Origin of the sequence: Streptosporangium album, from assembly GCF_014203795.1 — a bacterium.
In the GTDB taxonomy this organism is placed as follows: Bacteria; Actinomycetota; Actinomycetes; order Streptosporangiales; family Streptosporangiaceae; genus Streptosporangium; species Streptosporangium album.
Genome location: NZ_JACHJU010000001.1, coordinates 3,330,503 through 3,354,697, shown reverse-complemented (window position 1 = coordinate 3,354,697; position 24,195 = coordinate 3,330,503). Strand labels below are relative to the sequence as shown.

25 protein-coding genes and 1 pseudogene are annotated in these 24,195 nt (G+C 68.6%); 10 read left to right on the top strand and 16 right to left on the bottom strand.

Annotated elements, in window-relative coordinates; genetic code table 11:
* The 7 genes from FHR32_RS16040 to proC all read right to left on the bottom strand — a co-directional run bounded on the left by FHR32_RS16040 (position 1) and on the right by proC (position 6,144).
* Positions 1–822, bottom strand: coding sequence for a lysophospholipid acyltransferase family protein (locus tag FHR32_RS16040; RefSeq protein WP_221465966.1), 822 nt, complete (start codon positions 820–822; stop codon positions 1–3).
* Between the two features lie 176 nt (positions 823–998).
* Complete coding sequence (locus FHR32_RS16035; protein ID WP_184755043.1) at positions 999–2,024, bottom strand: NAD-dependent epimerase/dehydratase family protein; 1,026 nt, start codon at positions 2,022–2,024, stop codon at positions 999–1,001.
* A gap of 23 nt (positions 2,025–2,047) precedes the next feature.
* Positions 2,048–2,146, bottom strand: coding sequence for a 30S ribosomal protein bS22 (locus FHR32_RS16030; RefSeq protein WP_018654693.1), 99 nt, complete (start codon positions 2,144–2,146; stop codon positions 2,048–2,050).
* A gap of 285 nt (positions 2,147–2,431) precedes the next feature.
* Positions 2,432–2,635 carry a helix-turn-helix domain-containing protein gene (locus FHR32_RS16025; protein WP_012887307.1) on the bottom strand — a complete coding sequence of 68 codons (204 nt, stop codon included), beginning with the start codon at positions 2,633–2,635 and terminating at the stop codon, positions 2,432–2,434.
* Positions 2,636–2,957: 322 nt separating this feature from the next.
* On the bottom strand, positions 2,958–3,773 hold the full coding sequence (locus tag FHR32_RS16020) for a phosphatase (RefSeq protein WP_312882386.1): 816 nt from the start codon (positions 3,771–3,773) through the stop codon (positions 2,958–2,960).
* 73 nt (positions 3,774–3,846) lie between these two features.
* Positions 3,847–5,010, bottom strand: a complete 1,164-nt coding sequence (locus tag FHR32_RS16015) for an acetoin utilization protein AcuC (protein ID WP_184755041.1) — start codon at positions 5,008–5,010, stop codon at positions 3,847–3,849.
* 339 nt (positions 5,011–5,349) lie between these two features.
* Positions 5,350–6,144, bottom strand: coding sequence for a pyrroline-5-carboxylate reductase (gene proC / locus FHR32_RS16010; protein WP_184755040.1), 795 nt, complete (start codon positions 6,142–6,144; stop codon positions 5,350–5,352).
* 175 nt (positions 6,145–6,319) lie between these two features.
* On the opposite strand from proC, the gene FHR32_RS16005 reads away from it, so the two are divergent.
* Entirely contained in the window at positions 6,320–6,781 is a 462-nt protein-coding gene (locus FHR32_RS16005) for a hypothetical protein (protein ID WP_184755039.1), read from the top strand.
* A gap of 75 nt (positions 6,782–6,856) precedes the next feature.
* Here the strand turns inward: FHR32_RS16005 and FHR32_RS16000 are convergent, their stop codons facing one another.
* A complete protein-coding gene (locus tag FHR32_RS16000; protein ID WP_184755038.1) occupies positions 6,857–7,498 on the bottom strand; it encodes a DivIVA domain-containing protein in 642 nt (213 codons plus the stop codon).
* A 471-nt stretch (positions 7,499–7,969) separates the two neighbouring features.
* Positions 7,970–8,695, bottom strand: coding sequence for an RNA polymerase sigma factor (locus tag FHR32_RS44410; RefSeq protein ID WP_246466164.1), 726 nt, complete (start codon positions 8,693–8,695; stop codon positions 7,970–7,972).
* 205 nt (positions 8,696–8,900) lie between these two features.
* Here FHR32_RS44410 and dnaK point away from each other — a divergent pair, with 205 nt between their 5' ends.
* The 6 genes and pseudogenes from dnaK to FHR32_RS15965 all read left to right on the top strand — a co-directional run bounded on the left by dnaK (position 8,901) and on the right by FHR32_RS15965 (position 16,224).
* Positions 8,901–10,781, top strand: a complete 1,881-nt coding sequence (dnaK, locus tag FHR32_RS15990; RefSeq protein ID WP_184755037.1) for a molecular chaperone DnaK — start codon at positions 8,901–8,903, stop codon at positions 10,779–10,781.
* A gap of 28 nt (positions 10,782–10,809) precedes the next feature.
* Positions 10,810–11,391 carry a nucleotide exchange factor GrpE gene (gene grpE, locus FHR32_RS15985; protein ID WP_184755036.1) on the top strand — a complete coding sequence of 194 codons (582 nt, stop codon included), beginning with the start codon at positions 10,810–10,812 and terminating at the stop codon, positions 11,389–11,391.
* Between the two features lie 28 nt (positions 11,392–11,419).
* Positions 11,420–12,625 (top strand): molecular chaperone DnaJ, encoded by a 1,206-nt coding sequence (dnaJ, locus tag FHR32_RS15980; protein ID WP_184755035.1) that lies wholly within the window; start codon positions 11,420–11,422, stop codon positions 12,623–12,625.
* 2 nt (positions 12,626–12,627) lie between these two features.
* Positions 12,628–12,880, top strand: a pseudogene (locus FHR32_RS15975) (heat shock protein transcriptional repressor HspR); the annotation flags it as partial.
* A gap of 261 nt (positions 12,881–13,141) precedes the next feature.
* Complete coding sequence (gene clpB / locus FHR32_RS15970; RefSeq protein WP_184755033.1) at positions 13,142–15,724, top strand: ATP-dependent chaperone ClpB; 2,583 nt, start codon at positions 13,142–13,144, stop codon at positions 15,722–15,724.
* Positions 15,725–15,834: 110 nt separating this feature from the next.
* Positions 15,835–16,224, top strand: coding sequence for a hypothetical protein (locus FHR32_RS15965; protein ID WP_184755032.1), 390 nt, complete (start codon positions 15,835–15,837; stop codon positions 16,222–16,224).
* 127 nt (positions 16,225–16,351) lie between these two features.
* Here the strand turns inward: FHR32_RS15965 and FHR32_RS15960 are convergent, their stop codons facing one another.
* Positions 16,352–16,882, bottom strand: a complete 531-nt coding sequence (locus tag FHR32_RS15960; protein ID WP_312882385.1) for a hypothetical protein — start codon at positions 16,880–16,882, stop codon at positions 16,352–16,354.
* A gap of 173 nt (positions 16,883–17,055) precedes the next feature.
* On the opposite strand from FHR32_RS15960, the gene FHR32_RS15955 reads away from it, so the two are divergent.
* Positions 17,056–17,754: a hypothetical protein gene (locus FHR32_RS15955; RefSeq protein WP_184755030.1), complete on the top strand. Its 699-nt coding sequence runs from the start codon at positions 17,056–17,058 to the stop codon at positions 17,752–17,754.
* Here FHR32_RS15955 and FHR32_RS15950 read toward each other — a convergent pair.
* The 3 genes from FHR32_RS15950 to FHR32_RS15940 are packed head-to-tail and all read right to left on the bottom strand — an operon-like array spanning position 17,730 to position 20,033.
* Complete coding sequence (locus FHR32_RS15950) at positions 17,730–18,377, bottom strand: TetR/AcrR family transcriptional regulator (RefSeq protein WP_184755029.1); 648 nt, start codon at positions 18,375–18,377, stop codon at positions 17,730–17,732. The two genes, FHR32_RS15955 and FHR32_RS15950, sit on opposite strands and share 25 nt — an antisense overlap.
* A 32-nt stretch (positions 18,378–18,409) precedes the next feature.
* Positions 18,410–18,883: an alpha/beta hydrolase gene (locus tag FHR32_RS15945; protein ID WP_184755028.1), complete on the bottom strand. Its 474-nt coding sequence runs from the start codon at positions 18,881–18,883 to the stop codon at positions 18,410–18,412.
* 52 nt (positions 18,884–18,935) lie between these two features.
* Positions 18,936–20,033: a CapA family protein gene (locus FHR32_RS15940; RefSeq protein ID WP_184755027.1), complete on the bottom strand. Its 1,098-nt coding sequence runs from the start codon at positions 20,031–20,033 to the stop codon at positions 18,936–18,938.
* A gap of 125 nt (positions 20,034–20,158) precedes the next feature.
* On the opposite strand from FHR32_RS15940, the gene FHR32_RS15935 reads away from it, so the two are divergent.
* Both FHR32_RS15935 and FHR32_RS15930 read left to right on the top strand, forming a co-directional pair.
* Positions 20,159–20,578: a Fur family transcriptional regulator gene (locus FHR32_RS15935; RefSeq protein WP_184755026.1), complete on the top strand. Its 420-nt coding sequence runs from the start codon at positions 20,159–20,161 to the stop codon at positions 20,576–20,578.
* A 22-nt stretch (positions 20,579–20,600) separates the two neighbouring features.
* The gene (locus FHR32_RS15930) at positions 20,601–22,055 is read left to right on the top strand and encodes a catalase (protein ID WP_184755025.1); all 1,455 of its coding nucleotides are present in this window, start codon (positions 20,601–20,603) and stop codon (positions 22,053–22,055) included.
* A gap of 122 nt (positions 22,056–22,177) precedes the next feature.
* Here FHR32_RS15930 and FHR32_RS15925 read toward each other — a convergent pair whose 3' ends face one another.
* The 3 genes from FHR32_RS15925 to FHR32_RS15915 all read right to left on the bottom strand — a co-directional run bounded on the left by FHR32_RS15925 (position 22,178) and on the right by FHR32_RS15915 (position 23,744).
* Positions 22,178–22,384 carry a DUF397 domain-containing protein gene (locus FHR32_RS15925; protein WP_312882383.1) on the bottom strand — a complete coding sequence of 69 codons (207 nt, stop codon included), beginning with the start codon at positions 22,382–22,384 and terminating at the stop codon, positions 22,178–22,180.
* A 245-nt stretch (positions 22,385–22,629) separates the two neighbouring features.
* Positions 22,630–22,809, bottom strand: coding sequence for a DUF397 domain-containing protein (locus FHR32_RS15920; protein ID WP_312882382.1), 180 nt, complete (start codon positions 22,807–22,809; stop codon positions 22,630–22,632).
* Between the two features lie 74 nt (positions 22,810–22,883).
* Positions 22,884–23,744 carry a helix-turn-helix domain-containing protein gene (locus FHR32_RS15915; RefSeq protein ID WP_184755023.1) on the bottom strand — a complete coding sequence of 287 codons (861 nt, stop codon included), beginning with the start codon at positions 23,742–23,744 and terminating at the stop codon, positions 22,884–22,886.
* Between the last annotated feature and the right edge of the window lie 451 nt (positions 23,745–24,195).

Genomic DNA, 24,195 nt, shown 5'->3' with positions numbered 1-24,195 from the left:
TCAGAAGAGGGGCGGGAAGGCGTGGCCGCGCCGGAGGCGGAGGCCGTTCAGCTGCTGCTGGATGACCTCGCGGACCTGGTCGGTGAGGTTGAAGACCAGCATGGGATCGTCCGCCTCCGCGGGATCGAACTGGTCGGTGCGGATGGGCTCACCAAAGCCGATCATCCACTTCGACGGCAGCGGCACCAGGCCGAGAGGGCCCAGCCAGGGGAACAGCGGGGTGATCGGCAGGTACGGCAGGCCGAGTGCTCTGGCCAGGAGACGCAGATCACCGATCTTGGGATAGATCTCCTCGGCGCCCACGATGGCGCAGGGGACGATCGGGACTCCGGCGCGGATGGCGGAGGCGACGAAACCTCCCCGCCCGAAGCGCTGCAGCTTGTAGCGCTCGGAGAACGGCTTGCCGACGCCTTTGAAGCCCTCGGGGAAGACGCCGACGAGCTCGCCCTTGCGGAGCAGACGGTCGGCGTCGTCACGGCAGGCCAGCGTGTGACCGGTCTTGCGGGACAGGTGCCCGAGCAGCGGGAGCCGGTAGACCAGATCGGCGCCCAGGAGACGGAGCGCCCGGCGCTCGGGGTGGTCGTCGTGCAGCGCCACCTGAAGCATGAGCCCGTCCATCGGGAGGGTGCCCGAATGGTTGGCCACGACGAGGGCGCCGGAGTCGCCGGGCACGTTGTGCATGCCGACGGTCTCCACACGGAACCAGTGCCGATACAGCGGGCGGATCAGTTCGAGCAGCACCTTGTCGGTGAGCTCGGGATCGAAGCCGAACTCGTCGACCTCGTACCGTCCCGTGACGCGGCGGCGCAGGAGGGCGAGCAGGTCCGCGAGGCCCCGTCCGTCGTTCTCGGCGGGCGGGGGCTGCCGCTCCCCGGACTTCTCTGGCTCCTCGGGCCACCGGTCGTGCCCGGCGGACGCGGAATCGCGCGAGGGGCGCCCCCGGGTGATGGGGATCACCCGGGCTCCGTCCGCCTCCGTGGGATCGCCTGCGATCTCCGTCACCTCGTCACCCCGTGGGACAGCAGGTCCACCATGGCGACGGGAAGCCCACCGGCCAGGTCCCGGGCCCGGAGGAAGTCCTCGAAGGCGGCGGGGGTCGAGAAGGCGGGTATCCAGCCGAGACGGCCGGCCAGCCGGGTGGTGTCCACCACCCGCCCGTGGCACATCAGGCGGAGCTGCTCGGGAGAGAAGTCGACCAGTCCGGCGCCGCGGGCGAGGTCTCCCAGGAGACGGAACGCGGAGGAGGGCACGGGCAGGGAGAGCAGGCCCGCCCTGCGGGCGCACTGCGAGAGCAGAAGCACCCCGTCCCCGGCCACGTTGAACGTGCCGGGGTGATCCTCCATCGCCATCCGCCTGAGCACCTCGACCGCGTCGTCCTCGTGGACGAACTGCAGCCGGGGATCGAAGCCGAACACGGTCGGCAGGATGGGCTGGGTGAAGTAGCGGGTCAGCGGCGAGTCGACACCGGGCCCCATGAAGTTGGCGAATCTGAGCGTCGACACGGTCACGTCACGGCGCCGCCTGGCGAAGCCGCGGACGTAGCCCTCGACCTCCGAGGCGTCCTTGGCGTATCCCCGGGCCGGTGAGTCGCCCGGCTCGGAGTCCTCGCCGAAGACCGCAGGATCGCGGGGGGACGAGCCGTACACCGCGGTGGTGGAGCGGACGACGACACGGCGGACCGTCGCGGACCGCTGACAGGCACCGAGCAGTTGCATGGTGCCGATGACGTTGTGCTCTTTCATGAGGGTCCGGCCGCCACCCCGAGGGGGAGCGCTCACCAGGCTCATATGAACCACTGTGTCGATGTCGGCGGCCGCGATCACCTGGGCGATGTCGGGGCTGCGCAGATCGACGCGGACGAACTCCGTCCGGCCGAGAGGGACGCCGCCATCACGTGAGAGCGAGGGCGGCGGCACCGTGTCTACTCCGATGACCCGGTCGATGTCCGGGTCAGCCGCGAGAACGCTCGCCACTCGGGCGCCGATGTGGCGCGAGACCCCGGTGACAAGCACGGTGTGGGTCATCGGCGCCTCGCAGATCCGCGTTACTACTTCTTGTTGCGCCGCTGGATACGGGTCTTCTTGAGAAGCTTACGGTGCTTCTTCTTCGCCATGCGCTTACGGCGCTTCTTGATCACAGAGCCCACGGGACCCCCAGGTAGCTGGTAGCCGAGATTGTCAAACCGGTGCGCGAACAACACACCGGCTCAACAGACTACCGGCGATCCACGGTAGATCGCCCCCTGGGGGGATCCCGGGTACTGGAACTCACGACGTGAGGACCACGTCGCTACCTCACTGAAGCAGGAGCCCGTCACAGCCGGGCTGACCGGGAAACTCGGACCCATCGGTCACTCGCCGCTCCGCGCTGGCCCCGCGGCCGACTCGTTTCTCACCGGTCCAGCCCGCTCATCGCGACGGACTCGATCGCTTCAACCCGCCTCGATGTAGGCATCTCTGAGATAGTCGTGCACCGCCTGTTCCGGCACTCGGAAGGATCGACCGACCCGGATGGCCGGCAGCTCGCCCGAATGCACGAGTCGGTACACAGTCATCTTGGACACCCTCATGACCGTGGCCACTTCTGCCACCGTCAGGAACTTCACCTCGCTGAGAGGTCTTTCGCCTGCACCCATCGGACGCCTCTTCCGCACGTGTTTCCGGGTTATCCCCACTGGTGCCATTGCTCACGCACGTGTACTGCCGTCAGCGTAAGTCGGGACTCCGAGTGCGCAAACCCCCTACTTTCTCAGCCTCTGTTGCTATATGTCAGCGAAACGGAGAAACTCGCTGGCCAGCAGCCGGAACCTGCCCCTCATCTTGATCTTGGAACGGACCAACCGTCTCTTATTAGAGTCGCCCACAAGCATCAAAAAGTTGGCAAACGGTCGGCGCGCACCATGGAATGCAGGCGCGAAAAGCCCGTATAGGGATGACCCATTTTGCGCATCCCCCGTCTCAGAGGGCTCGCACGACCCTCTCGACCAGATGGTCCGTCAGCGGACCGTAATGTCTTGGTAGCACATTGTCATCGAGCGGAACGGTCACCGCGATCTTGCCTTCCGCCTCTCCGACGAAGAGCGCCGGGTCGTTGCTGTCGGCGAATCCGACCGTGAGGATGCCCGCCTCACCGGCGGCACCGGCCCAGCCGTGGTCGGCGATCACCAGGTCGGGCCGGTCGTCGCCGAGCTCCGCGAGCATGGCCCGCATCGGGGCCGGATCGTGGGTGTGCACGAAGGCGCCCCGGTCGGCCAGCATGGCGACGTCGTCCGTGTAACGGATCTCACGCTTACGGCCGAACCCGGCGCTCCAGTAGGACCAGCCCTCGGCGGGGGCCATCAGGATCGCGCCGTGCCGGCGGACGAGCCGGGCAAGGGCCATGTGAACGGTGAGCAGACCGGTGGGATGCCCGGTGGCGAAGAGGATCCGTGCCCCGCCGGAGCCAAGCACGCCGGCGATCGTGTCGCCCATCGCCTCGACGGCGTCGACCGTGCGGTCCGGGTCGATGGTGTCCTGGCCCTCGCGATGGTCCGGATCGGCCACGACTCCGGCGGACTTGGCCATCAGCTCCAGCACGTCGCGGTAGGACCAGCGGCCCTGCGGGACCAGCCCGAACATGTGGTGCGGGTCCCGATTGGCCAGCGACCTGTAGTGATCCAGGTTGTTCTCCCGGCTGGTCGCCACCTCGCCGGCGATCCGGGTGCGGACCAGGTGCTCACGGAGGTCGTCCCGTGTCAACGGCGACGTCGCGCGTCGCAGCTCCGGCACTGCCACCCTGTGATCTCCCTCGCCACTCGTCAGCCCGTCCGCCGCTCCCCGTGCCGGCACACCGGCACGGTCTCCCAGATCACGGGAGGGGGTCCAGCCCATGGAAGGGGAACACGGCTTTCCTGGTCGCCATGATCGCCCTGTCGATCGGGTCCGCTGGATCATAACCGGCGGAGAAATCACTAAATTCCGGAGCTCTTCCGTCGGTCAGCGTCAGCGGCGGCGTCTGCCCGGTCCGCTCCCTGACCAGCCGCCGCCACTCCTTCGGGGTGGCGGTCGCCGGGTCGAGCGGATGCCCGGAGACCTCGGCGATCAGGTGGGTCCATGCCCGGGGCACCACCTGCACCAGCTCGTATCCTCCGCCCCCGGTCACCACCCACCGGCCGCCCGCGGTCTCGTGGGCCAGCCGGTGCAGCGCGGCATAGGCGATGCGCTGGCCGTCCAGGCTGAGCATCAGGTGAGCCAGCGGGTCCAGCGCGTGGCTGTCACAGCCGTGCTGGGTGACCAGGACCTCCGGGGCGAACTCCCGCAGCAGCGGCGGCACCACCGCGTGGAAGGCCCTCAGCCAGCCGCTGTCGCCGCATCCGGCGGGCAGCGCCACATTGACCGCGGTGCCCTCCGCACCCCACTCCTCGGGGAAACCCGTGCCGGGGAAGAGCGTTCGGGGGCTCTCGTGCAGGCTGATGGTGAGGACTCTGGGATCGTCGTAGAACAACGCCTGCACACCGTCGCCGTGGTGGACGTCCACGTCCACGTACGCGACCCTGGATGCCCCCTGGGACAGCAGCCAGCCGATCGCGACAGCGGGATCGTTGTAGACGCAGAACCCGCTCGCCGCGGCGGCCATCGCGTGGTGCAGGCCCCCCGCGACGTTCACCGCGTGCTCGGCCTCACCCGTCCAGACCGCGCGGGCCGCGGCGATGCTCGCGCCGGTGATGAGGGCGGAGGCCTCGTGCACCCCGGCGAAGGCGGGGTTGTCCTCGGTGCCGAGTCCGTGAGCCAGGTCGGGCCGTCCGCTCGCGGAGACCCGCTTGACGGCCTCGATGTAGTCACGGCTGTGGACCAGCGCCAGCTCGTCGTCGGAGGCGGGGGCGCAGCCGACCACCTCCACCGCGTCCAGCACGCCGAGCTCTCTGGCGAGCTCCATGGTCAGCGCGACCCGCACGGGGGCGAGCGGGTGACCCGGCCCGAAGTCGTACGAGGTGAGCGCGTCGTCCCAGACAACCCGCACGGACCGGCTCATGGGTCCTCCCTGTCTGATCGCGGCACGCTCGCCGGTGATCTCCCACTTCGGCCGACGTTACCGCACGCATGCGGAAGAGGGTTTACACGGTCGTCACGGAGGAGGGGGCGGTTTTCATCTGAGCGAAATATCCGAATTTCTTTGCATTAATCCTGCGGCGACTGCCGAGGTTCGGGGCGCATGCCGGATTCCCGCCTCCTCGGGCCCAACGGCGCGGGCAAGTCGACGACCATGCGGACGGCCCGCGACCACCTGCTCTGCCTGGCGCAGGCGAACTCGATCGCGACCTCGCGGATCGGGGAGGTCCTGGAACTGGCCGGCCTCACCGAGACGGCGCGGTCAGCCGCCGGCGAGCTGGCGGCTGCGGTCCCGGGCGGCCTCGATGGCGGCCAGGAAGGCGGCGCGGACGCTGTGCCGCTCCAGTTCGGCGATGGCCGCGATGGTGGTGCCGCCCGGAGAGGTGACGGCCTCGCGCAGGATCACCGGGTGCTCTCCGGAGTCGCGGAGCATGATGGCCGCGCCGACGATCGACTGGGTGACCATGTCGAGGGCGGCGGCGCGGGGCATGCCGAGCAGGATGCCGGCGTCGACCATGGCCTCGACCAGGTAGAAGAAGTAGGCGGGGCCGCTGCCGGACAGGGCCGTGGCGGCGTCCTGCTGCGACTCGGGGATGCGCAGCACCTTGCCGACCGGCGTGAGCAGGTCCTCGGCGTGTTTGAGGTGCTCCTCCGAGGCGTGCGCGCCTGCCGAGATCACGCTCATCGCCTCGTCCACCAGCACCGGGGTGTTGGACATGACCCGGACCACCGGGACGTCCGCGCCCAGGCGCGACTCCACGAACGAGGTCGTGATGCCCGCCGCCGCCGAGATCACCAGGCGGTCGGCCGGGAGGTGCGCCGCGATCTCGGCCAGCAGGGACCCCATGTCCTGCGGCTTGACCGCCAGGATGATCGTGTCGGCGCTCTTCGCGGCCTCGGCGTTGGAGACCGCCCGCACGCCGTACTGCTCTCTGAGCGCCTCGGCCCGCTCGGCCCGCCGGGCGGTCACCAGCACGTCGCCCGGCCTGAACCCGGCCCGGAGCAGCCCCGACAGCAGGGCCTCGCCCATCTTGCCGGTTCCCAGAATCGCGATCATGTGAGTACCTCGAAGTCATGAGGGTAGAAGCTTCCCGCAGCTTACTGGCCCTCCCCTCACGAGATCGTCCATCGTCCGAGGAAGGAGGCGGGGCAGGTTGACCTCCACGGAAGAGCGACCCCCGCCGATCGGCGCTGAACCTCCAGGGGTTCCGATCCGTTGCAGGGGTATGCGTATGATCGCGATTCCGCTTCTGACCGGGTCCCTGCTGCTGGCTCTGGGCTGCGGCGCCGGACACAGCGCCACGACCGCCGGCTCGGCGAGCACCGGTAATCCCTCCCAGCCGGTGGGGCACACCGTGGCCCCCCGGACCGAGCCCACGGGCGGCACGCCCAAGCCGACCAGACCTCAGGGTCACACCGACAACCCCCGCAAGGTGAGCTGGCTGACGGCGAAGCCGTCCAAGGACGGCCGGAGCCTCCGGATCACCTGGTGGTCGGGGGTGGAACCCTGCCACGTCCTCGACCGGGTCACCGTGCGGGAGACCGCGGATCGGGTGACCGTCACCCTCTGGGAGGGCCCGAGCAGCAAGGTCAAGAACGCCGTCTGCATCGACATCGCCATCAAGAAGGTGACGACGGTCAAGCTCAAGGCCCCCCTCGGCGAACGCAAGGTGGTCGACGGCGCCCGGCGCTGACCGCACGCCCCGCCGTGCGGACGGCCGCCGCGGTGGGAGCCCGCGCCGATCGGAGGGATGGGCCGCGGCCTCCGCTCAGCTGTAGCGCGGCAAGGAGTCGGTGACGGCCTGGTGGCTCCTCTCAGGCACGCTGCCGATCTTGTTGACCTCATGCGCCAGCCCTTCGAGGACCGCGCGCAGCTGGACCTGGGTGACCTCCGCGAAGGTTCGCAGGTAGGCGATCCGGCTCTCCAGCTCCTCGGCCTCGGCCGACGGGACCGCACCACTGGAGCGGTAGGCGTTCACGGCCTCACTGGCCGCCTCTTCGGCTCGCTGCTGGGACTCCTGAAGGACCTGCTCGTACTGCTGGCGCGCCTGGCCGACGAGCCGGCGGGCGTAGTCCTCGGCCTCGGCTATCTGGGCGTCAGCGGTCTGCTGGGCGCGGGAGAGGATGTTGATCGCGTCGACACTGAGCTGAGGCTGCTGCGCCGCACCGGAGTTGGAGACGTCTGTGCCCTGGTTCTTGTACCAGTTCTTGAGGCGGTCGATCTCCGCGCGCAGGTCGGCCTTCTCCCTGTCACCGGCCGCCATGTCGTCCGCCACGCGGTAGAGGAAGGCCTGGACCTCCTCTTCGCTGTAGCCGCGGCGCGCGAGCTTGGCGCGCGAGAACTCCTTCTTGCGCACCCGGTCCGGTGTGAGCGATTGAGAGTCGCGCGACGGGTGGTTCGCCCACGTCATCTCGCCCATCATGGCTCCTTACCCTCGCCAGTGGTGAACTCGTCGAAGTGGATGTACTCATGTGGCACGCCGGCGTCCAGCAGGCGCGCGACCGTGGCCTGGACCATCTCGTCAGAACCGATCAACGCGCCCGTCTGGGGTCGACAACGATCTGACAGTCGATGGGAACCATGACGTCGCCGATGCCCGACTCGCCGGGAGTCCGATCTGCGTTGATCCTCACCGCCATCTCCGGGCGGCCGAGCGGATCGACGATCTCACCGACCACCTGGTACCCGGCCGGTCGGCGAGGATCCGGAGCGCCGCCGCCCGCAGGCCGGGCGGGCTCGGCAGGTTCAGCAGCGAAATCGCATAGAAGGACCAGTTCTGGTCATTCGACGGCCGGTGCCCCCCTTTCCGCCCGGCGCTTTGAACCGTTCGAACAGCGCGTCCGCGTCCCTGGGCAGCGCCTCCAGATCGGCGAAGGTCAGTTCAGCCATCCTGCGGTCGTAGAGGACTCCCCGTGAATCGACCTTCCAGGAGTACGTGCACGCCCCCGGCTCCGTCGTGATCACCTGACGTGTGCAACTCTGGCCCTGGACGCACTCCGGAGCCGGCTCGTAGCTGCTCGGAGAACCCTGCGCGCGCCACCTGGCCTCGCCCTCGGGGGTGGCCCCGCGGCCCCCCGTCCACTGAAGGCGGGCGAAACCGGGGTCCTCGGAATCGCGGGGTGTCCACGAGTCGATCTTGCTGGTGAAGAGCATCGTGTAGCGGGTCGCGCCCTCCCCCAGTTGGACGAGCGATCCGAGAACGGACGTGCGCCGCCGGTACGCGCCGGTCTCCGCGGGCAGCGATATCCAGCAACGCCTGTTTGCCCATCGGCGAGGTCGCCACCGTCGGGGACCAGTCGCCCAGATCGGCGACGCCGACCGTGACGGCCAGGACCACGGCCGCCGTCGCGGCGGCGGTGAGGGTGGTCCACGCCCAGGGCCGGACGCGCGGGCGGCGCCGTACCTCCTGGGTGGTCAGGCGGGCGCGGTCGCGGAAGGCGGCGAGGAAGGTGTCGGCCGCGAGGTCGTCGGCGGCGTGGGTGTCCAGGCGCCGGGCGATGTAGCGGTGAATCTCGGCGAAGTGGGCGTCGAAGATCCGGTCGAAGTCGTCGCGTGGCGACCACTCGCCGGTTCCGGAGTCCGTGCTGAGATCAGGATGGGCGATCATGTTCCGGCCCGCGGGCCGAGGTCGGAGAGAGGGGGCATGCGGGTTCTTTCGTTGCGGGACGGGGGTCGCCCGCTGTTCCCCGGAGGGCGGGAATGCTTTCACGCACCCGAGGGTTGAGCGACATAGGCTCAAGTCGTTTGACAAACGTCAGGCGAGGTTCCAATATGAGTCCGACCGACTCAACTTTGACTACAAGGACGTACTCATGGCACGTGCGGTAGGTATCGACCTGGGGACGACCAACTCCGTCGTCTCGATCCTCGAGGGCGGTGAGCCCACCGTCATCGCCAACGCCCAGGGCTCGCGGACCACGCCGTCCGTGGTCGCCTTCGCGAAGAACGGCGAGGTTCTCGTCGGTGAGGTCGCCAAGCGGCAGGCCGTCACCAACGTGGACCGCACGATCCGCTCGGTCAAGCGCGAGATGGGCACCAACTGGTCCGTCGAGATCGACGGCAAGAAGTTCTCCCCTCAGCAGATCAGCGCCTTCGTCCTGCAGAAGCTCAAGCAGGACGCCGAGGCCTACCTGGGCGAGAAGATCACCGACGCGGTGATCACCGTCCCGGCCTACTTCAACGACGCCCAGCGTCAGGCGACCCAGGAAGCCGGCACCATCGCCGGCCTCAACGTGCTGCGCATCATCAACGAGCCCACCGCGGCCGCGCTCGCCTACGGCCTGGACAAGGAGAAGGACGAGACCATCCTCGTCTTCGACCTCGGCGGCGGCACCTTCGACGTGTCCCTGCTCGACGTCGGCCAGGAAGACGGCCACGGCTTCGTCGAGGTCAAGGCCACCAGCGGCGACAACCACCTCGGTGGTGACGACTGGGACCAGCGCGTCGTCGACGAGCTCGCCACCCGGTTCAAGAACGCCCACGGCGTGGACCTGACCAAGGACAAGATGGCCCTCCAGCGCCTGCGTGAGGCCGCGGAGAAGGCCAAGATCGAGCTCTCCAGCCAGTCGGAGACCTCCGTCAACCTCCCCTACATCACCGCCTCGGCCGAGGGCCCCCTCCACCTGGAGGAGAAGCTCACCCGCTCCGAGTTCCAGCGGATCACCGCCGACCTGCTCGAGCGGGCCAAGGGCCCGTTCAACCAGGTCATCAAGGACGCCGGCATCAAGGTCTCCGACATCGCCCACGTGGTGCTCGTCGGCGGCTCGACCCGCATGCCCGCGGTCGCCGAGCTCGTCAAAGAGCTGACCGGCGGCAAGGAGCCCAACAAGGGCGTCAACCCGGACGAGGTCGTCGCCATCGGCGCCGCCCTCCAGGCCGGTGTGCTCAAGGGCGAGGTCAAGGACGTCCTGCTGCTCGACGTGACCCCGCTGTCGCTGGGCATCGAGACCAAGGGCGGCATCTTCACCAAGATCATTGAGCGCAACACCACGATCCCGACCAAGCGCTCCGAGGTCTTCACCACGGCCGAGGACAACCAGCCGTCGGTGCAGATCCAGGTCTACCAGGGCGAGCGCGAGATCGCGGCCTACAACAAGAAGCTGGCCACCTTCGAGCTGACCGGCATCGCCCCGGCGCCGCGCGGCATCCCGCAGATCGAGGTCACCTTCGACATCGACGCCAACGGCATCGTCAACGTCTCCGCCAAGGACCTCGGCACCGGCAAGGAGCAGACGATGACGATCACCGGCGGCTCCGCGCTGCCGAAGGACGACATCGAGCGCATGATGCGCGAGGCCGAGTCCTACGCCGAGGAGGACAAGCAGCGCCGCGAGGACGCCGAGACGCGCAACAACGCCGACTCGCTCGTCTACCAGACCGAGAAGTTCCTCGGCGAGAACGCCGAGAAGGTCCCGGACGACATCAAGACCGAGGTCAACGAGGCGCTGGCCGAGCTCAAGAAGGCGCTCGAAGGCACCGACTCGGCCGAGATCCGCACCGGCGCCGAGAAGCTCGCCACCGTCAGCCAGAAGATGGGTTCGGCGATCTACGCCCAGTCACAGGGCTCCGAGGCCCCGGCCGACGCCTCCGGCGCCCCCGGTGCCGAGGGCACGGCGGGTGCGAAGGGCGACGAGGACGTGGTCGACGCCGAGATCGTCGACGACGAGCCGAAGCGTGAAGACGGCAAGAAGTGACGGCCGCAGAGCCGAGGGGAGCGCGAGCGTGAACACGCGCGAGAACGGTTCCGGGGAGGAGCCGGTGATCCGCGACAACCGTAAAATCGACCCGGAGACCGGCAAGGTGCGCGAGCAGCCGGCGGAGCAGGCCGGACAGCCCGCTCCGGCCGACGACCTCGCCTCGGTCGAGCTGGCCGTCCAGCTCGCCGAGCGCACCGCGGACCTGCAGCGTCTCCAGGCCGAATACGCCAACTACCGCAAGCGGGTCGAGCGGGACCGGGCCGCGGTCAAGGAACAGGCGGTGGCCGGCGTGCTGGCCGAGCTGCTGCCGGTTCTCGACGACATCGGCCGGGCCCGCGACCACGGAGAGCTCACCGGCGGCTTCGCCAAGGTGAGCGAGTCTCTGGAGGCGGCCACCGGGAAGCTGGGACTGAGCGCCTTCGGCACCAAGGGCGAGCCTTTCGACCCGACCGTGCACGAGGCGCTCCTGCACAGCTACTCCCCCGACGTCACCGAACCGACCTGCGTGGAGATCCTGCAGTCCGGCTACCGGATCGGTGAGCGCGTGCTCCGCCCCGCGCGGGTCGCGGTCGCCGAGCCCGAAGAGCCCGCGTCGGACGACAACTGATACCCCCCATATCTGAGAAGGAAGACAGATGAGCACCAAGGACTACCTGGAGAAGGACTACTACGCCGTCCTTGGTGTGCCCAAGACCGCCACCGCCGAAGAGATCAAGAAGGCGTACCGGAAGCTGGCCAGGCAGTACCACCCGGACGCCAACCCCGGAGACTCGGCGACTTCGGCCAACACGGCCAAGTTCAAGGACGTCTCCGAGGCCTACGACGTCCTGTCCGACACCAAGCGCCGTAAGGAGTACGACGAGGCGCGGACGCTGTTCGGACCGGGGCTCGGCGGTTACGCGGGAAGCGGGGGGGCTTCCCGCGGGGGCGGGTTCCCCTTCGACCTGGGGGACCTGTTCGGCGGCACCCAGCAGCAGCATCATCAGGGTGGCGCCGGGGAGCGCATCGGCGACATCTTCGGCGGCCTGTTCAACCGCGGCGGCGGCACGGGCCGTACCGGCGGGACGACCACCAGGGCACGGCGTGGCCAGGACATCGAGTCGGAGGTCACACTCTCGTTCGGTGAGGCCGTGGACGGCGCCACCGTCTCACTCCGCCTCACCAGCTCGTCGGCGTGTACGGCGTGCGGCGGCACCGGTGCCAAGGCCGGGACCACCCCGAGGGTCTGCCCGACCTGCGAGGGCACCGGCGCGGCCAGCCGCAACCTGGGCAACTTCGCCTTCTCCGAACCGTGCCGCGACTGCAAGGGCCGCGGCCTGCTGGTGGACGACCCGTGCCCGGTGTGCGAGGGGAGCGGGCGGGGCAAGAGCACCCGCACGATCCAGGCGCGCATCCCGGCCGGGGTCGGCGACGGCCAGCGCATCAAGCTCAAGGCCAAGGGCGCGCCCGGCGAGAACGGCGGCCCGGCCGGTGACCTGTACGTCCAGATTCACGTGAAACCGCATCCGGTCTTCGGCCGGACCGGCGAGAACCTGACGATCACCGTGCCGGTCACCTTCACCGAGGCCACGCTCGGTGCCGAAATCAAGGTGCCGATCCTCAAGGGGATGCCGGTCACGCTGCGCATCCCCGAAGGCACCCCGAACGGCCGCACCTTCCGGGTGCGGGGCAGGGGTGTGGCCCGCAAGGACGGCACCAAGGGCGATCTGCTCGCCACGGTCGAGGTCCTGGTGCCCCAGCAGCTCGAGGACAAGGCGAGGAACGCGTTGGAGGAGTTCCGCGACGCCACGGCTGGCGGTGACCCGCGGGCCAACCTCATCCAACAGGCCAGAGGCGAGTAGCCATGGAAGCGAACTACTTCGATCTGTCGGACGACACTCCCGTCTATGTGATCTCGGTGGCCGCCCAGCTGTCGGGTCTGCACCCGCAGACCCTCCGGCAGTACGACCGCCTCGGGCTGGTGAGCCCGGGGCGCACGTCGGGCCGCGGGCGGCTGTACTCCACCCGTGACATCGTGATGCTCCGCGAGGTCCAGCGGCTCTCCCAGGAGGAGGGCATCAACCTCGCGGGTATCAAGCGCATCCTGATGCTGGAGACCGAGGCCCTGCGCCTGCGCGACGAGAACCATCGCCTCCGCTCGGAGATGACCATGATTCGCGCTCTGATCCAGTACCAACTGCCACCCGCCTGACATCACGGAGGCCGGGGGGCGATCCGCGACGCGGAGCGTCGCAGTCGAATGCGGGGGCACGCCAGTGATCTTCACTTGCGGGGCACGGGAACCGGGCCGACCCGCGACCAGTGAGGGCACCGGCCACCGGCGCCCCAGCCGCTGAACGCAGTGAGGGCAGACAAGCATGGATTACAAGCTCACCCAGAAGAGCCAGGAGGCGGTCTCCTCCGCCATCAGGCGCGCCGCGGCCGAGGGCAACCCGGAGGTCGCCCCGGCACACCTGTTCACCTCGCTGCTCGGCCAGACCGGCGGTACCGCCGTGCCTCTCCTGGAGGCCGTCGGCGCGGACTGGAAGCAGGTGCGCACCGAGGCCGAGAAGCAGCTCGCGGCCCTGCCGAAGGCGCAGGGTGCCACGGTCAGCGCCCCGTCGAGCTCCCGGCAGCTGCTCACCGTGCTGAACACCGCGGCGCAGCGGGCCCGCCAGCTTGAGGACGAATACGTCTCGACCGAGCACCTGCTGGTCGGCCTCGCCGCGGACGGCGGCCCGGTCGCCGAGCTGCTCAGATCACGCGGCGCCACCCCCAGTGCCCTGCTCGACGCCTTCGAGAAGGTGCGCGGGCACGCCCGGGTGACCAGCGAGACTCCCGAGGACACCTACCAGGCGCTGGAGAAGTACGGCGTCGACCTGACCGAACGGGCCAGGTCGGGCAAGCTGGACCCGGTGATCGGCCGTGACTCCGAGATCCGCAGGGTCATCCAGGTGCTCAGCCGCCGGACCAAGAACAACCCGGTGCTCATCGGCGAGCCCGGTGTCGGCAAGACCGCCGTGGTGGAGGGACTGGCGCAGCGGATCGTCGCCGGTGACGTGCCCTCCAGCCTGCGCGACAAGCGCCTGGTCGCGCTCGACCTGAGCGCGATGGTCGCCGGCGCGAAATACCGGGGCGAGTTCGAGGAGCGCCTCAAGGCCGTGCTGGGCGAGATCAAGGAGAGTGACGGCCAGGTCGTCACCTTCATCGACGAGCTGCACACCATGGTCGGGGCGGGAGCCGGCGAGGGCGCGATGGACGCGGGCAACATGCTCAAGCCCATGCTGGCCCGGGGCGAACTGCGGATGATCGGCGCGACGACGCTGGACGAATACCGCGAGCGCATCGAGAAGGACCCCGCCCTGGAGCGGCGCTTCCAGCAGGTCTACGTGGGCGAGCCCACGGTCGAGGACACCATCGCGATCCTGCGTGGCCTCAAGGGCCGCTACGAGGCGCACCACCAGGTCCAGATCGCCGACAGCGCGCTCGTGGCCGCCGCCGCCCTCTCCGACCGCTACATCACCTCCCGGTTCCTGCCGGACAAGGCGATCGACCTTGTCGACGAGGCCGCCTCCCGGCTCCGCATGGAGATCGACTCCCGCCCTGTGGAGATCGACCAGCTCCAGCGGAACGTGGACCGGATGAAGATGGAGGAGCTGGCGCTCTCCAAGGAGACCGACCAGGGCAGCCTCCAGCGGCTGGAGCGGCTCCGCAAGGAGCTCGCCGACCGTCAGGAGGATCTCAACGGCCTGGTCGGGCGCTGGGAGCGGGAGAAGGCGGGGCTCAACCGGGTCGGCGACCTCAAGAAGAAGCTCGACGAGCTGCGCGGCGCCGCCGAACGGGCTCAGCGTGACGGCGACTTCGAGGCGGCCTCACGGCTGATGTACGCCGAGGTGCCCAAGCTGGAGGCCGAGCTCGCCGAGGCCAGCACCGCCGCCCAGCCCGACGACCCGATGGTCAAGGAGGAGGTCGGCCCGGACGACATCGCCCAGGTCATCTCCTCGTGGACCGGCATCCCCGCCGGGCGCCTGCTCGAGGGCGAGACCACCAAGCTGCTGCGGATGGAGGAGGAGCTCGGCACCCGTCTGATCGGCCAGAGGCAGGCCGTCCAGGCGGTCTCCGACGCCGTACGGCGAGCACGCGCGGGCATCTCCGACCCCGACAGGCCGACCGGTAGCTTCCTGTTCCTCGGTCCCACCGGTGTCGGTAAGACCGAGCTGGCCAAGTCCCTGGCCGACTTCCTGTTCGACGACGAGCGGGCGATGGTCCGCATCGACATGAGCGAGTACGGCGAGAAGCACAGCGTGGCACGCCTGGTGGGCGCCCCGCCCGGCTACATCGGCTACGAGGAGGGCGGCCAGCTCACCGAGGCCGTGCGGCGCAGGCCGTACACCGTGGTGCTGCTGGACGAGGTCGAGAAGGCCCATCCGGAGGTCTTCGACATCCTGCTCCAGGTGCTGGACGACGGGCGGCTCACCGACGGGCAGGGCCGGACCGTCGACTTCCGCAACGTGATCCTGATCCTCACCTCCAACATCGGCTCGCAGTTCCTCGTGGACCCGAAGCTGGAGCGGGACGCCCAGCAGAAAGCCGTGATGGACGCGGTCAGAACCTCCTTCAAGCCGGAGTTCCTCAACCGGCTCGACGACGTGATCCTGTTCGACGCGCTCGGCGTGGAGGAACTGTCCAGGATCGTGGACCTGCAGGTGACGCATCTGGCCAGGAGGCTGGCCGACCGGCGGCTCACGCTGACCGTGACCCCGGCGGCACGCGACTGGCTGGCGCTGACGGGCTACGACCCGATGTACGGCGCGCGGCCACTCCGGCGTCTGGTCCAGTCGTCGATCGGCGACAAGCTGGCCAAGGAGGTGCTCTCCGGCGAGGTCCGGGACGGCGACGAGGTCCTGGTGGACCTCGACAAGGCGAACGACACCTTGGAGATCGGGCCGGTGAGGGCCTGACCGCCGCCCGGGTAAGGGCTTGACCACCATTGGGTTAAGCCTGCCCCCTGGCAGACCCCCGCTGTTACGTTCGGCAGTCATCAAGCTACCGAAAACAACAGGGGGCGTGAATGTCAGACACATCACGGAACATCCGGGGGCTTCTCGCGGTGGCGGCGCTCGCTGCCGGTGTGAGCTGGGTGGTGACCGCCCCGGTGTCCGCCTCCGTGACGCCCTGCCACGCGCGTGACGCGTCGCGGACGCCCACGTCCGTGACGGCCGTCTGCGACAGGACCCGCCCCGGCCATGTGGCCGGCGGCGCGGTCGGCCGTACGGTCGGCCGCGCGGCTCCGGCCACCGCGGACCGGCTGGCACGGCTCGCCGGGCTGCCGGGCCTCTCGAGAGCCTCGGCGGTGGTCGGCTTCGCGGACACGACAGGCGTCGCGGCGGGCACCGGCACGCCCGTCCCGCCCCCGCCGGCCGCCCCGGCCACTCCCGGCCGTGATCTCGGGCTCGGCTGACACGCCGGTGCGGACAGGGCCGCGTCCCGGAGGGGACGCGGCCCTGTCCGGTCGGCGCGGCCCCGCACACGGGACGTCCGGTTGACCCCTGGCTGAGCGTCGAGCCCGACCTCCTGAAGCCCCGGGGTCAGTAGGACGCGTCGAGCTGGGCGTCGAGCTCGTCTTCCGGGAGGCCGAGGTCCACCCGGATCCGGTAGCGGGTGCGGAGCAGCGCGGTGTGCTCCCCGCCGCCCTTCACCGCCCCCTGAGCTCCCTCGGTGGCCCAGTAGTGGGCCTCCCGCAGGTCTCCGTAGGCGACCAGGGTCTCGGCGAGTGTGAGCGCGGTGGCCGGAGCGACCCCGCCATCGGCCCGGATCGCCTCGATGACCTGTCGCCCGTCGTCGGGCTGTTCGAGCTCGAAGAGGGTGTCGGCGATGCCGGCCCGCGGATCGACGCTCACCTCGCCGCCGTCGTCCACCGCGCGCTGGAAGCAGTCAAGGGCGTGGGCGGGCTGTCCGGACTGCCGCCACTCCTCCGCGGCGAGCACAAGGATCGCCGCCCGTGAAATATCACCGGAGACGTATGCCTCCGCCAGCGTTTCCAGCCGCCGGGCGAGGTCTTCATGATCGTCAGCTAGAAGTGTCCGCTCAAGCAACCGCTCAACTTGCTCATGTGTCACATGCGCCACATCGCGAGGGTACCGAGCGGCGCTCGACTCCGCCCGCACAACGGCAGGTATTCCTTACGCAACCACACGTAAATGGTTGGCTACGCTACGCGTGTTTCTGCAGGAAAACGGGCATATGGCAGTCGACTCCTGCTATCGGGACGCTACTGTTCGGAGGGGCTGCGATGGGTATGTCCAAGCAGACCACCCTCACATTGACGTTCCTGGTGGGCCTCTCCGTGCTTGTTCCGGGGTCGGCCGGATACCTGTCCGCCAGGATGGACGCCGTTCAGCGGGCCTACCGCGATCTCGTCTCTCTGGAGAGCCGGCTCCGCGATGAACAGCTTCTCGCGCAGGCCTCCAAGGAGGCACAGATCCGGATGGTCGCCGTACCGTTGCCCTGCCGGATCCCGCCGTCCTCCTCTTCGAAGCGGAAGAAGGCACGCATGCCCGCCGCGCTCATCCCCGTGCCGGTCCAGCCCCTGCCGCCCGAGGCCCTTCCAGCCACCCCGCGGCCGACCGAAGGCCTGCGGATCGAACCTCTGCCGGCCGACCCCGAGGCGGCCGGGCCGGGCCGGCGGAAGATCGGGGGCCGCTACCCCCCGGCCGAGGACGGACGCGGGCACACTCAACGGGAGCGCCTGGATCAGACCAACGGCTCCGGGCAGATCATGATCGAGCAGGACACGACAACTCCCATCGGTCCTCTCCGGCGGATCCCCACGAGGGCCGGCCGCTCCGATCTCGGCCAGGAAACGGGCTATCCGGCCTCTGACCAGGGAGCAGGCCCCCGTCTCGGCATCGGGCCGGAGAGCGATGATCCCGGGACCGGCCGGGTGCCGGACCAGGTGGAGCCCGGTCAGGCGGAGGCGCCGGCGAACTGACGGTTCAGGTAGCCCCGGATCAGGCGCTTGGCCTCCGCCACGATCTCCGGAGCACCGCCGGGATCCCGCCGGAAGGCCAGTTTGAGCACCGCGTCTCCGGCCTCGACCGCCACGAGGATGGCCAGGTCGAGCTCTTCGCTGTCGGTCAGGCCGTACTCCTGGAGAAGGAGCCCGCGCAACCGGCCCGCGATCACCGCGTTGTTGTCGGAGACCCCGTCGAGCAGGTTGAGGTCGACCACGTCGCCGAAGTGCAGGGACCGGAACCCGGGGACGGTCCTGTGCATCTCCACGTACTCGTCGATGATCGCGTCGACCGCGTCCCACCAGCCGGCGTAGTCCTCCCAGAGGAAACGCCTTCCGATCCGGGAGACGAAGCGTTCCACGTGACGCCGGGTCACCGCCTGGGTGATGGCCCGTTTGTCCGGGAAGAACTGGTAGACCGAACCGATCGCGACACCGGCGCGTTCGGCGATCCGGGTGGTGGACAGCGCGTCGTAGCCGACCTCGTCCAGTAGGTCGGCGCACGCGTCGAGCATCTTCTCGACGCGCCGCGCGCTCCGCCGCTGGGTGGGCTGACGCCGCAGCACAACCTCGTCGGGTTCCTCGACAGATAGGGGGGACACCCCATCATCTTGCCCGCCTGACCCCCTCCTGGTCAGTCCTTATTCAGCAATCGCGAGATTTCTCCCGCGCCGGAGATCCTGGCCAGACGCCGCAGGGCCGCCGGGGAGATCCGCGAGAGCGCGTACCCGACCTTTCCTTCGGCGTTCACGGCGACGACCGGCTGGTTGCGGTGGACGGCCCGCAGGAGCTGCCCGGCGACCTCACTCCGCCTGCCGTACCGCATGAAGTGGGCCGTCTGGTCAGAGCCGGGGCCGCCGAAGGAGGTGAAGGAGGCGATCCGCTCCCTGATCTCCGGCCTGCCGAGCAGCTCCCACGACTGGACGGAGCCCCCAGTCGTGCCCCACAAGGTGCACGACCGGCCTGCCCACCGCGTCGAGGACGGCCGCCATGTCGGCGGCCGGATGGTCGTAGGTGTAGTCCCTCCCGTCGCGCGGAGCGCCGGAGCGGCCGGGTCGCCCTCCTCGGACAGCGCCAGCCGTACGTCACCGGACGTGATCCATCGCATGACGGCCTCCTGCCGGACGGACTGTCAAATAACCGGCCGGGGCGCGGTCGTCCTAGCCGGGCATGGCGGCCAGGCCGGTGCAGTCACGCAGTCCCTTCCAGCCGGCGAGGGCCTGCTGCCGGCCGGTCCCGGTGAGGGGGACCGGCACCCCGCCCTGGATGGTGGCCGGGGTCCACTGGTCCTTGAGCACCTTGCGCCCGTTGATCGTCAGGGTGAGCACGCCGGTCCTGCCGGTCTCCGGGCCCCAGTTGTAGAAGGCGAAGTTGCCCATGCCGTAGTTGACGTAGCCGTTCTTCAGGTAGCCGCTGCCGAGCAGGATGTGCGCGTGACCGCCCACGACGACGTCGGCTCCGGCCGCGACCAGTTTGGGTGCCAGGGCGCGCTGGGCCTCGTTCGGGCACTTCTGCAGCTCGGTGCCCCAGTGCAGGTGGACGATCACCGTGTCGGAGTTCCTGCGCGCCCTGCGCACCTCCTGGATCAGTCGCGCCTCGTTCTTCGCCGAGGCCAGCCCTCCCTTGTCGCCGGAGGCCGTCCAGGGCTGGATGAACTCGGCGTCCATCACCTGGGTCGCGCCGATGATGGCGACGCGGTTGCCGTTCACGGTCGTCCGCCACGGCCGGTAGGCCTCGGCCTCGTTCCCGCCCACGCCCACGACGGGGAACTTCGAGCGCTTGATCGCGGCCAGCGAGTCGGCCAGCCCGCTCTCCATGTAGTCCATGCCGTGGTTGTTGGCCATGGAGGCGACGTCCACTCCGGCCGCCTTCAGCGCGGTCAGCGCGGAGGCGGGAGCCCGGAAGGCGAACTGCTTGCCGGGGGCGCGGGAGCCGCCCGTGGTGATCGCGGTCTCCAGGTTGACCATCGCGAGGTCGGAACGGCTGAGCACCTTGGCGATCGGGCCGAGCGCGGTCCGCGGGTTGGCGTCCAGCCGGGCCCGGAGCACCCCTTCGAAGTGCACGTCGCCTCCGAAGGAGATGGTGTACGGCTCACGTTCGGGGGTGGGCGTGGCCTTACCGGAGGTGGTGGGCTTCTCCGCGACGTCCGGCGTCGCGCTCGGGACGGAGGATTCGGCCGCCGAGCACGCCGCCAGGAGCAGGCAGGAGAGGGCGACAGCGGCGGCCACACCGAGGCGGCGGGAGATATACGTGTTCATCGGTATCCGAGGATGACACCTGAAACGCCACAAGTGGCATAACCCGGCCGTTGGACCTCCGATTCTCCCAAACTTGGATGACTCGCTTACTTGAATCATTCCGGTCTAGGACATAGCGTGTGGCCATGAAGGACGAAGACCGGCTCCGCGAAGCAGGCCTGCGGGTGACCGCGGCACGCCTGGCGATCATGCAGACCGTGCGGGAGGGCGACCACCTGGATGTGGACGCCGTCCATCGCGGTGTGCGCGACCGGGTCGGTCAGGTCTCCCTGCAGGCCGTCTACGACTCCCTGCACGCCCTGCACCGCGGCGGACTGCTCCGGCGGATCGAACCCGCGGGCAGTCCCGCCCGATACGAGACGCGGGTCGGTGACAACCACCACCACCTCGCCTGCCGCCGGTGCGGAAAGGTCACGGACGTCGACTGCGCCGTCGGGCACGCTCCCTGTCTCGACCCCGTGTCGGACGCCGGATACCTGGTCGACGAGGCCGACGTCATCTACTGGGGCATGTGCCCCGACTGTCGTTCCGAAGACGCTCTCTGAAGAGAACTCCTGGAGGACCGCTATGAGCACCAGGCCCACCACCACGACCGACGCGGGAATCCCCGCCCCGAGTGACGAGCACTCCCAGTCGGTCGGCCCCAACGGGCCCCTGCTGCTGCAGGACCACTACCTGATCCAGAAGATGGCCCACTTCAACCGGGAGCGCGTGCCCGAGCGAGTGGTCCATGCCAAGGGTGGCGGCGCGCACGGCATCCTCCAGATCACCGAGGACGTCAGCCAGTTCACCAAGGCCGGACTTTTTCAGAAGGGCCAGGAGACCCCGCTCTTCCTGCGCTTCTCCTCGGTGGCCGGTGAGCTCGGCAGCCCGGACACCCAGCGTGACCCGCGTGGCTTCGCGATCAAGTTCTACACCGAGCAGGGCAACTACGACATCGTCGGCAACAACACACCGATCTTCTTCATCCGCGACCCGCAGAAGTTCTCCGACTTCATCCACAGCCAGAAGCGCCGCGCCGACACCAACCTGCGTGACCACAACATGCAGTGGGACTTCTGGACGAACTCGCCGGAGAGCGCCCACCAGGTCACCTTCCTGATGACCGACCGCGGCACCCCGGCGTCCTGGCGCCACATGCACGGCTTCGGCTCGCACACCTTCCTCTGGTACAACGCGTCCGGCGCGAAGTTCTGGGTCAAATACCACTTCAAGACCGACCAGGGCGTCCAGAACTTCACCGACGCCGAGGCCGGTGCGGTCATCGCCCAGGACGCGGACTACCACATCCGCGACCTGCACACCGCGATCGAGAACGGCGACCACCCGTCCTGGACGGTGAACGTGCAGATCATGCCGTTCGAGGACGCCGCCGACTACCGGTTCAACCCGTTCGACCTGACCAAGGTGTGGCCGCACTCCGACTACCCCGAGATCACGATCGGCAAGTTCACCCTGAACCGGAACCCGGCCAACTACTTCGCCGAGGTGGAGCAGTCCGGGTTCGAACCCGCCAACCTGGTGCCGGGCATCGGGCCGTCCCCGGACAAGATGCTCCAGGGCCGCCTGTTCTCCTACCCCGACGCCCACCGCTACCGCATCGGCACCAACTACCTGCAGCTGCCGATCAACGCTCCGCTGTCGCCCGTCCACAGCTACAACAAGGACGGCCAGATGGCCTTCAACAACCCCGCCGACCCGGTCTACGCGCCGAACACCGTGGGCGGCCCCGTTGCCGACGCGTCGCTGTACGAGGGTGAGAACTACCAGGTGAGCGGCGAGATCATCCGCTCCGCCTACACCCTGCACCGCGAGGACGACGACTACGGCCAGCCCCGTGCCCTGTGGGAGAACGTCCTGTCCGACACCGACCGCGCCCACCTGGTGAGCAACGTCGTCGGGCACGCCTCCGCCCCGGAGGTCACGGCCGAGATGAAGAAGCGCGTCGTGGAATACTGGACCGACATCCACAAGGACCTGGGCCAGGGCGTCGCCCAGGGTCTCGGCGTCGCCGCCGAATAGTCATACCCACCCGTACGGCCCGCGTCTTTCTCGGAAGGTGCGGGCCGTACGGCTGTCTCCGGCAGACGCGAAAGGGGCCTGACCCGTCATCGGGCAAGCCCCCGTCCTGGAAGGACAGCCACTCAGAGATCGAAGTCTCCCCCCTTCACCCAGGCGACGAACGCGGCCCATCCGGAACCCTCGAAGATCAGCACCGGCCCCGTCCTGTCCTTACTGTCCCTGACGGCGAACCGCTGCCCCGGCAGACGGGCCACCTCGACGCAGTTGCCGTTGACCGCACTCCGCCGGCTCTTCCGCCACACCACACCGGACAGGTCGATATCCGACACAGCTCACCCCTTCTCCCACGGGGGACCATAAGGCACCTTAAGGATGAAGGGGTGACGGAAAACGTGCAAGACATTAGGCACGGCAGGATAGGACACCGTAGCCTGCACGACCTCCCGATGTGCAATGATTCTGGCCTGTTCCACCGGCAGGCCGTCAATCCATCCGGTGGGCAGGAGACAATGAAACGCAGCAATCCCGGCAGGGCGGCTCTTGTCCTCTTGGGTGAGTGCCAGGGCCGCTTCTGCTACAGGTCGAACTCCCCGTCCTTCACCCCCCCGACGAAGGCGTTCCACTCGTCGGGGGTGAAGACGAGGACCGGGCCGGAGCGGTGCTTGCTGTCGCGGACCCCTACCTGCCCGCCGTCCAGCGTCGCCACCTCTACGCAGTTGCCGTTGGTGGCGCTCCGCGCACTCTTCTTCCACATCACAGCGTTGTGATTGTTTGCGTTCATCGTTCTTTCCGAAAATGACGGTAACGACGACGGGCGGCAGCCCGTCGTCACTTGTTCCAGTATGTGATCATCTCTCTGATCAGTTCCTGTGACGCCACTTCGTCGAGCGCCCGTTCCATCAGGTGCCCGAAGGCCAGTTCATACCCGTAGACCATTTCCGCGTCTTCCACGAATCGCCCGCCGAAGAGAGACTCCGTGTAGACGACATCGGGGAAGTCGGGAAACTTCAGGTGCACGAACGCCCCCGTGGACACCGGGGGCGGAACATCCTGAGGAAGGATTCTCATCTCCACGTGCTCCAGCTCGGAGGCCTCGATCAGGTAGACGAGCTGCTCCCGCATGACGCGGGCATCGCCGTACTGGTTTCTCAGCACGGATTCATGGAACACGCTTACGTGGGTCAGCGGGCCGGAGCCGTGCAGCAGCGTGTGCTGCCGTGTCATCCGTATCTTGACCAGGTCCTGGAGCCAGCTCGGCGGGACCTGGCTGGCATGCTGGTTCGCCTGAACGACGGACCGGACATATCCCTCGGTTTGCAGAAGACCGGGCACGACCTGGGGTTCCCAGTTCCGTACCACGGTGGCCTCCGCCTCCATCCCGATGAGAGTGATGTATTCACCGGGAATGGAATTGCGATATTTCTCCCACCACCCCTTCTGGGCGGCGTCGTTCCGCAGTGCGACCAGGACCTCTCGAAAGGCTCCGTCGACTCCGTAAAGCTCGGCGAGCGCCTCGACGTCGACCTGACCGGCCAGTGTCTTGGCGTTCTCGATCCGGCTGATCTTGGCGGTCGACCAGCCGAGACGGTCGGACACCTCGTCACCCGTCATGTTCAGGCCTTCGCGCAGCCGGCGCAGCTCCATGCCCAGTCGGCGCCGACGGAGCGCTGGACTGCCGCGTTCCGGCATCACGACCTCCTCAACCATGACGAGCGGGCCGGTGTGGCCTCACCAGGAACCACACAAATGGTAATGCAAATTACACGGAACATTGCAGTGCATCTGGGCAAGTTCGTTGCTTTTTTCCTTACGGCAAGCCTTGCAGGGAAATCTCTACTGAGCGACTATCGGAACAGGAAGGTTCCCGGAAGATCGGGGAGTCCACCGGCGATCATCCGGGGGTGATTCCAGGGAGTCTCGACGGACCGCGCGCGGGGTTCACGGGCGCGCACCTGATCGGCAACGGCGCCATCTTCCACCTGTCGAAGTACAACGGGAAGGCCACCGGGGGGCCGGAGAAACGGCCGGCGACATTTCAACGTCACGCGCATCAGGGGGCGCCCGATCGGGCGCAGAGAGACCGGGCCGGCGGCCACCGAACCGGTTGACACAAGAACTCCGCATCAGAGCCGCGAAAGGA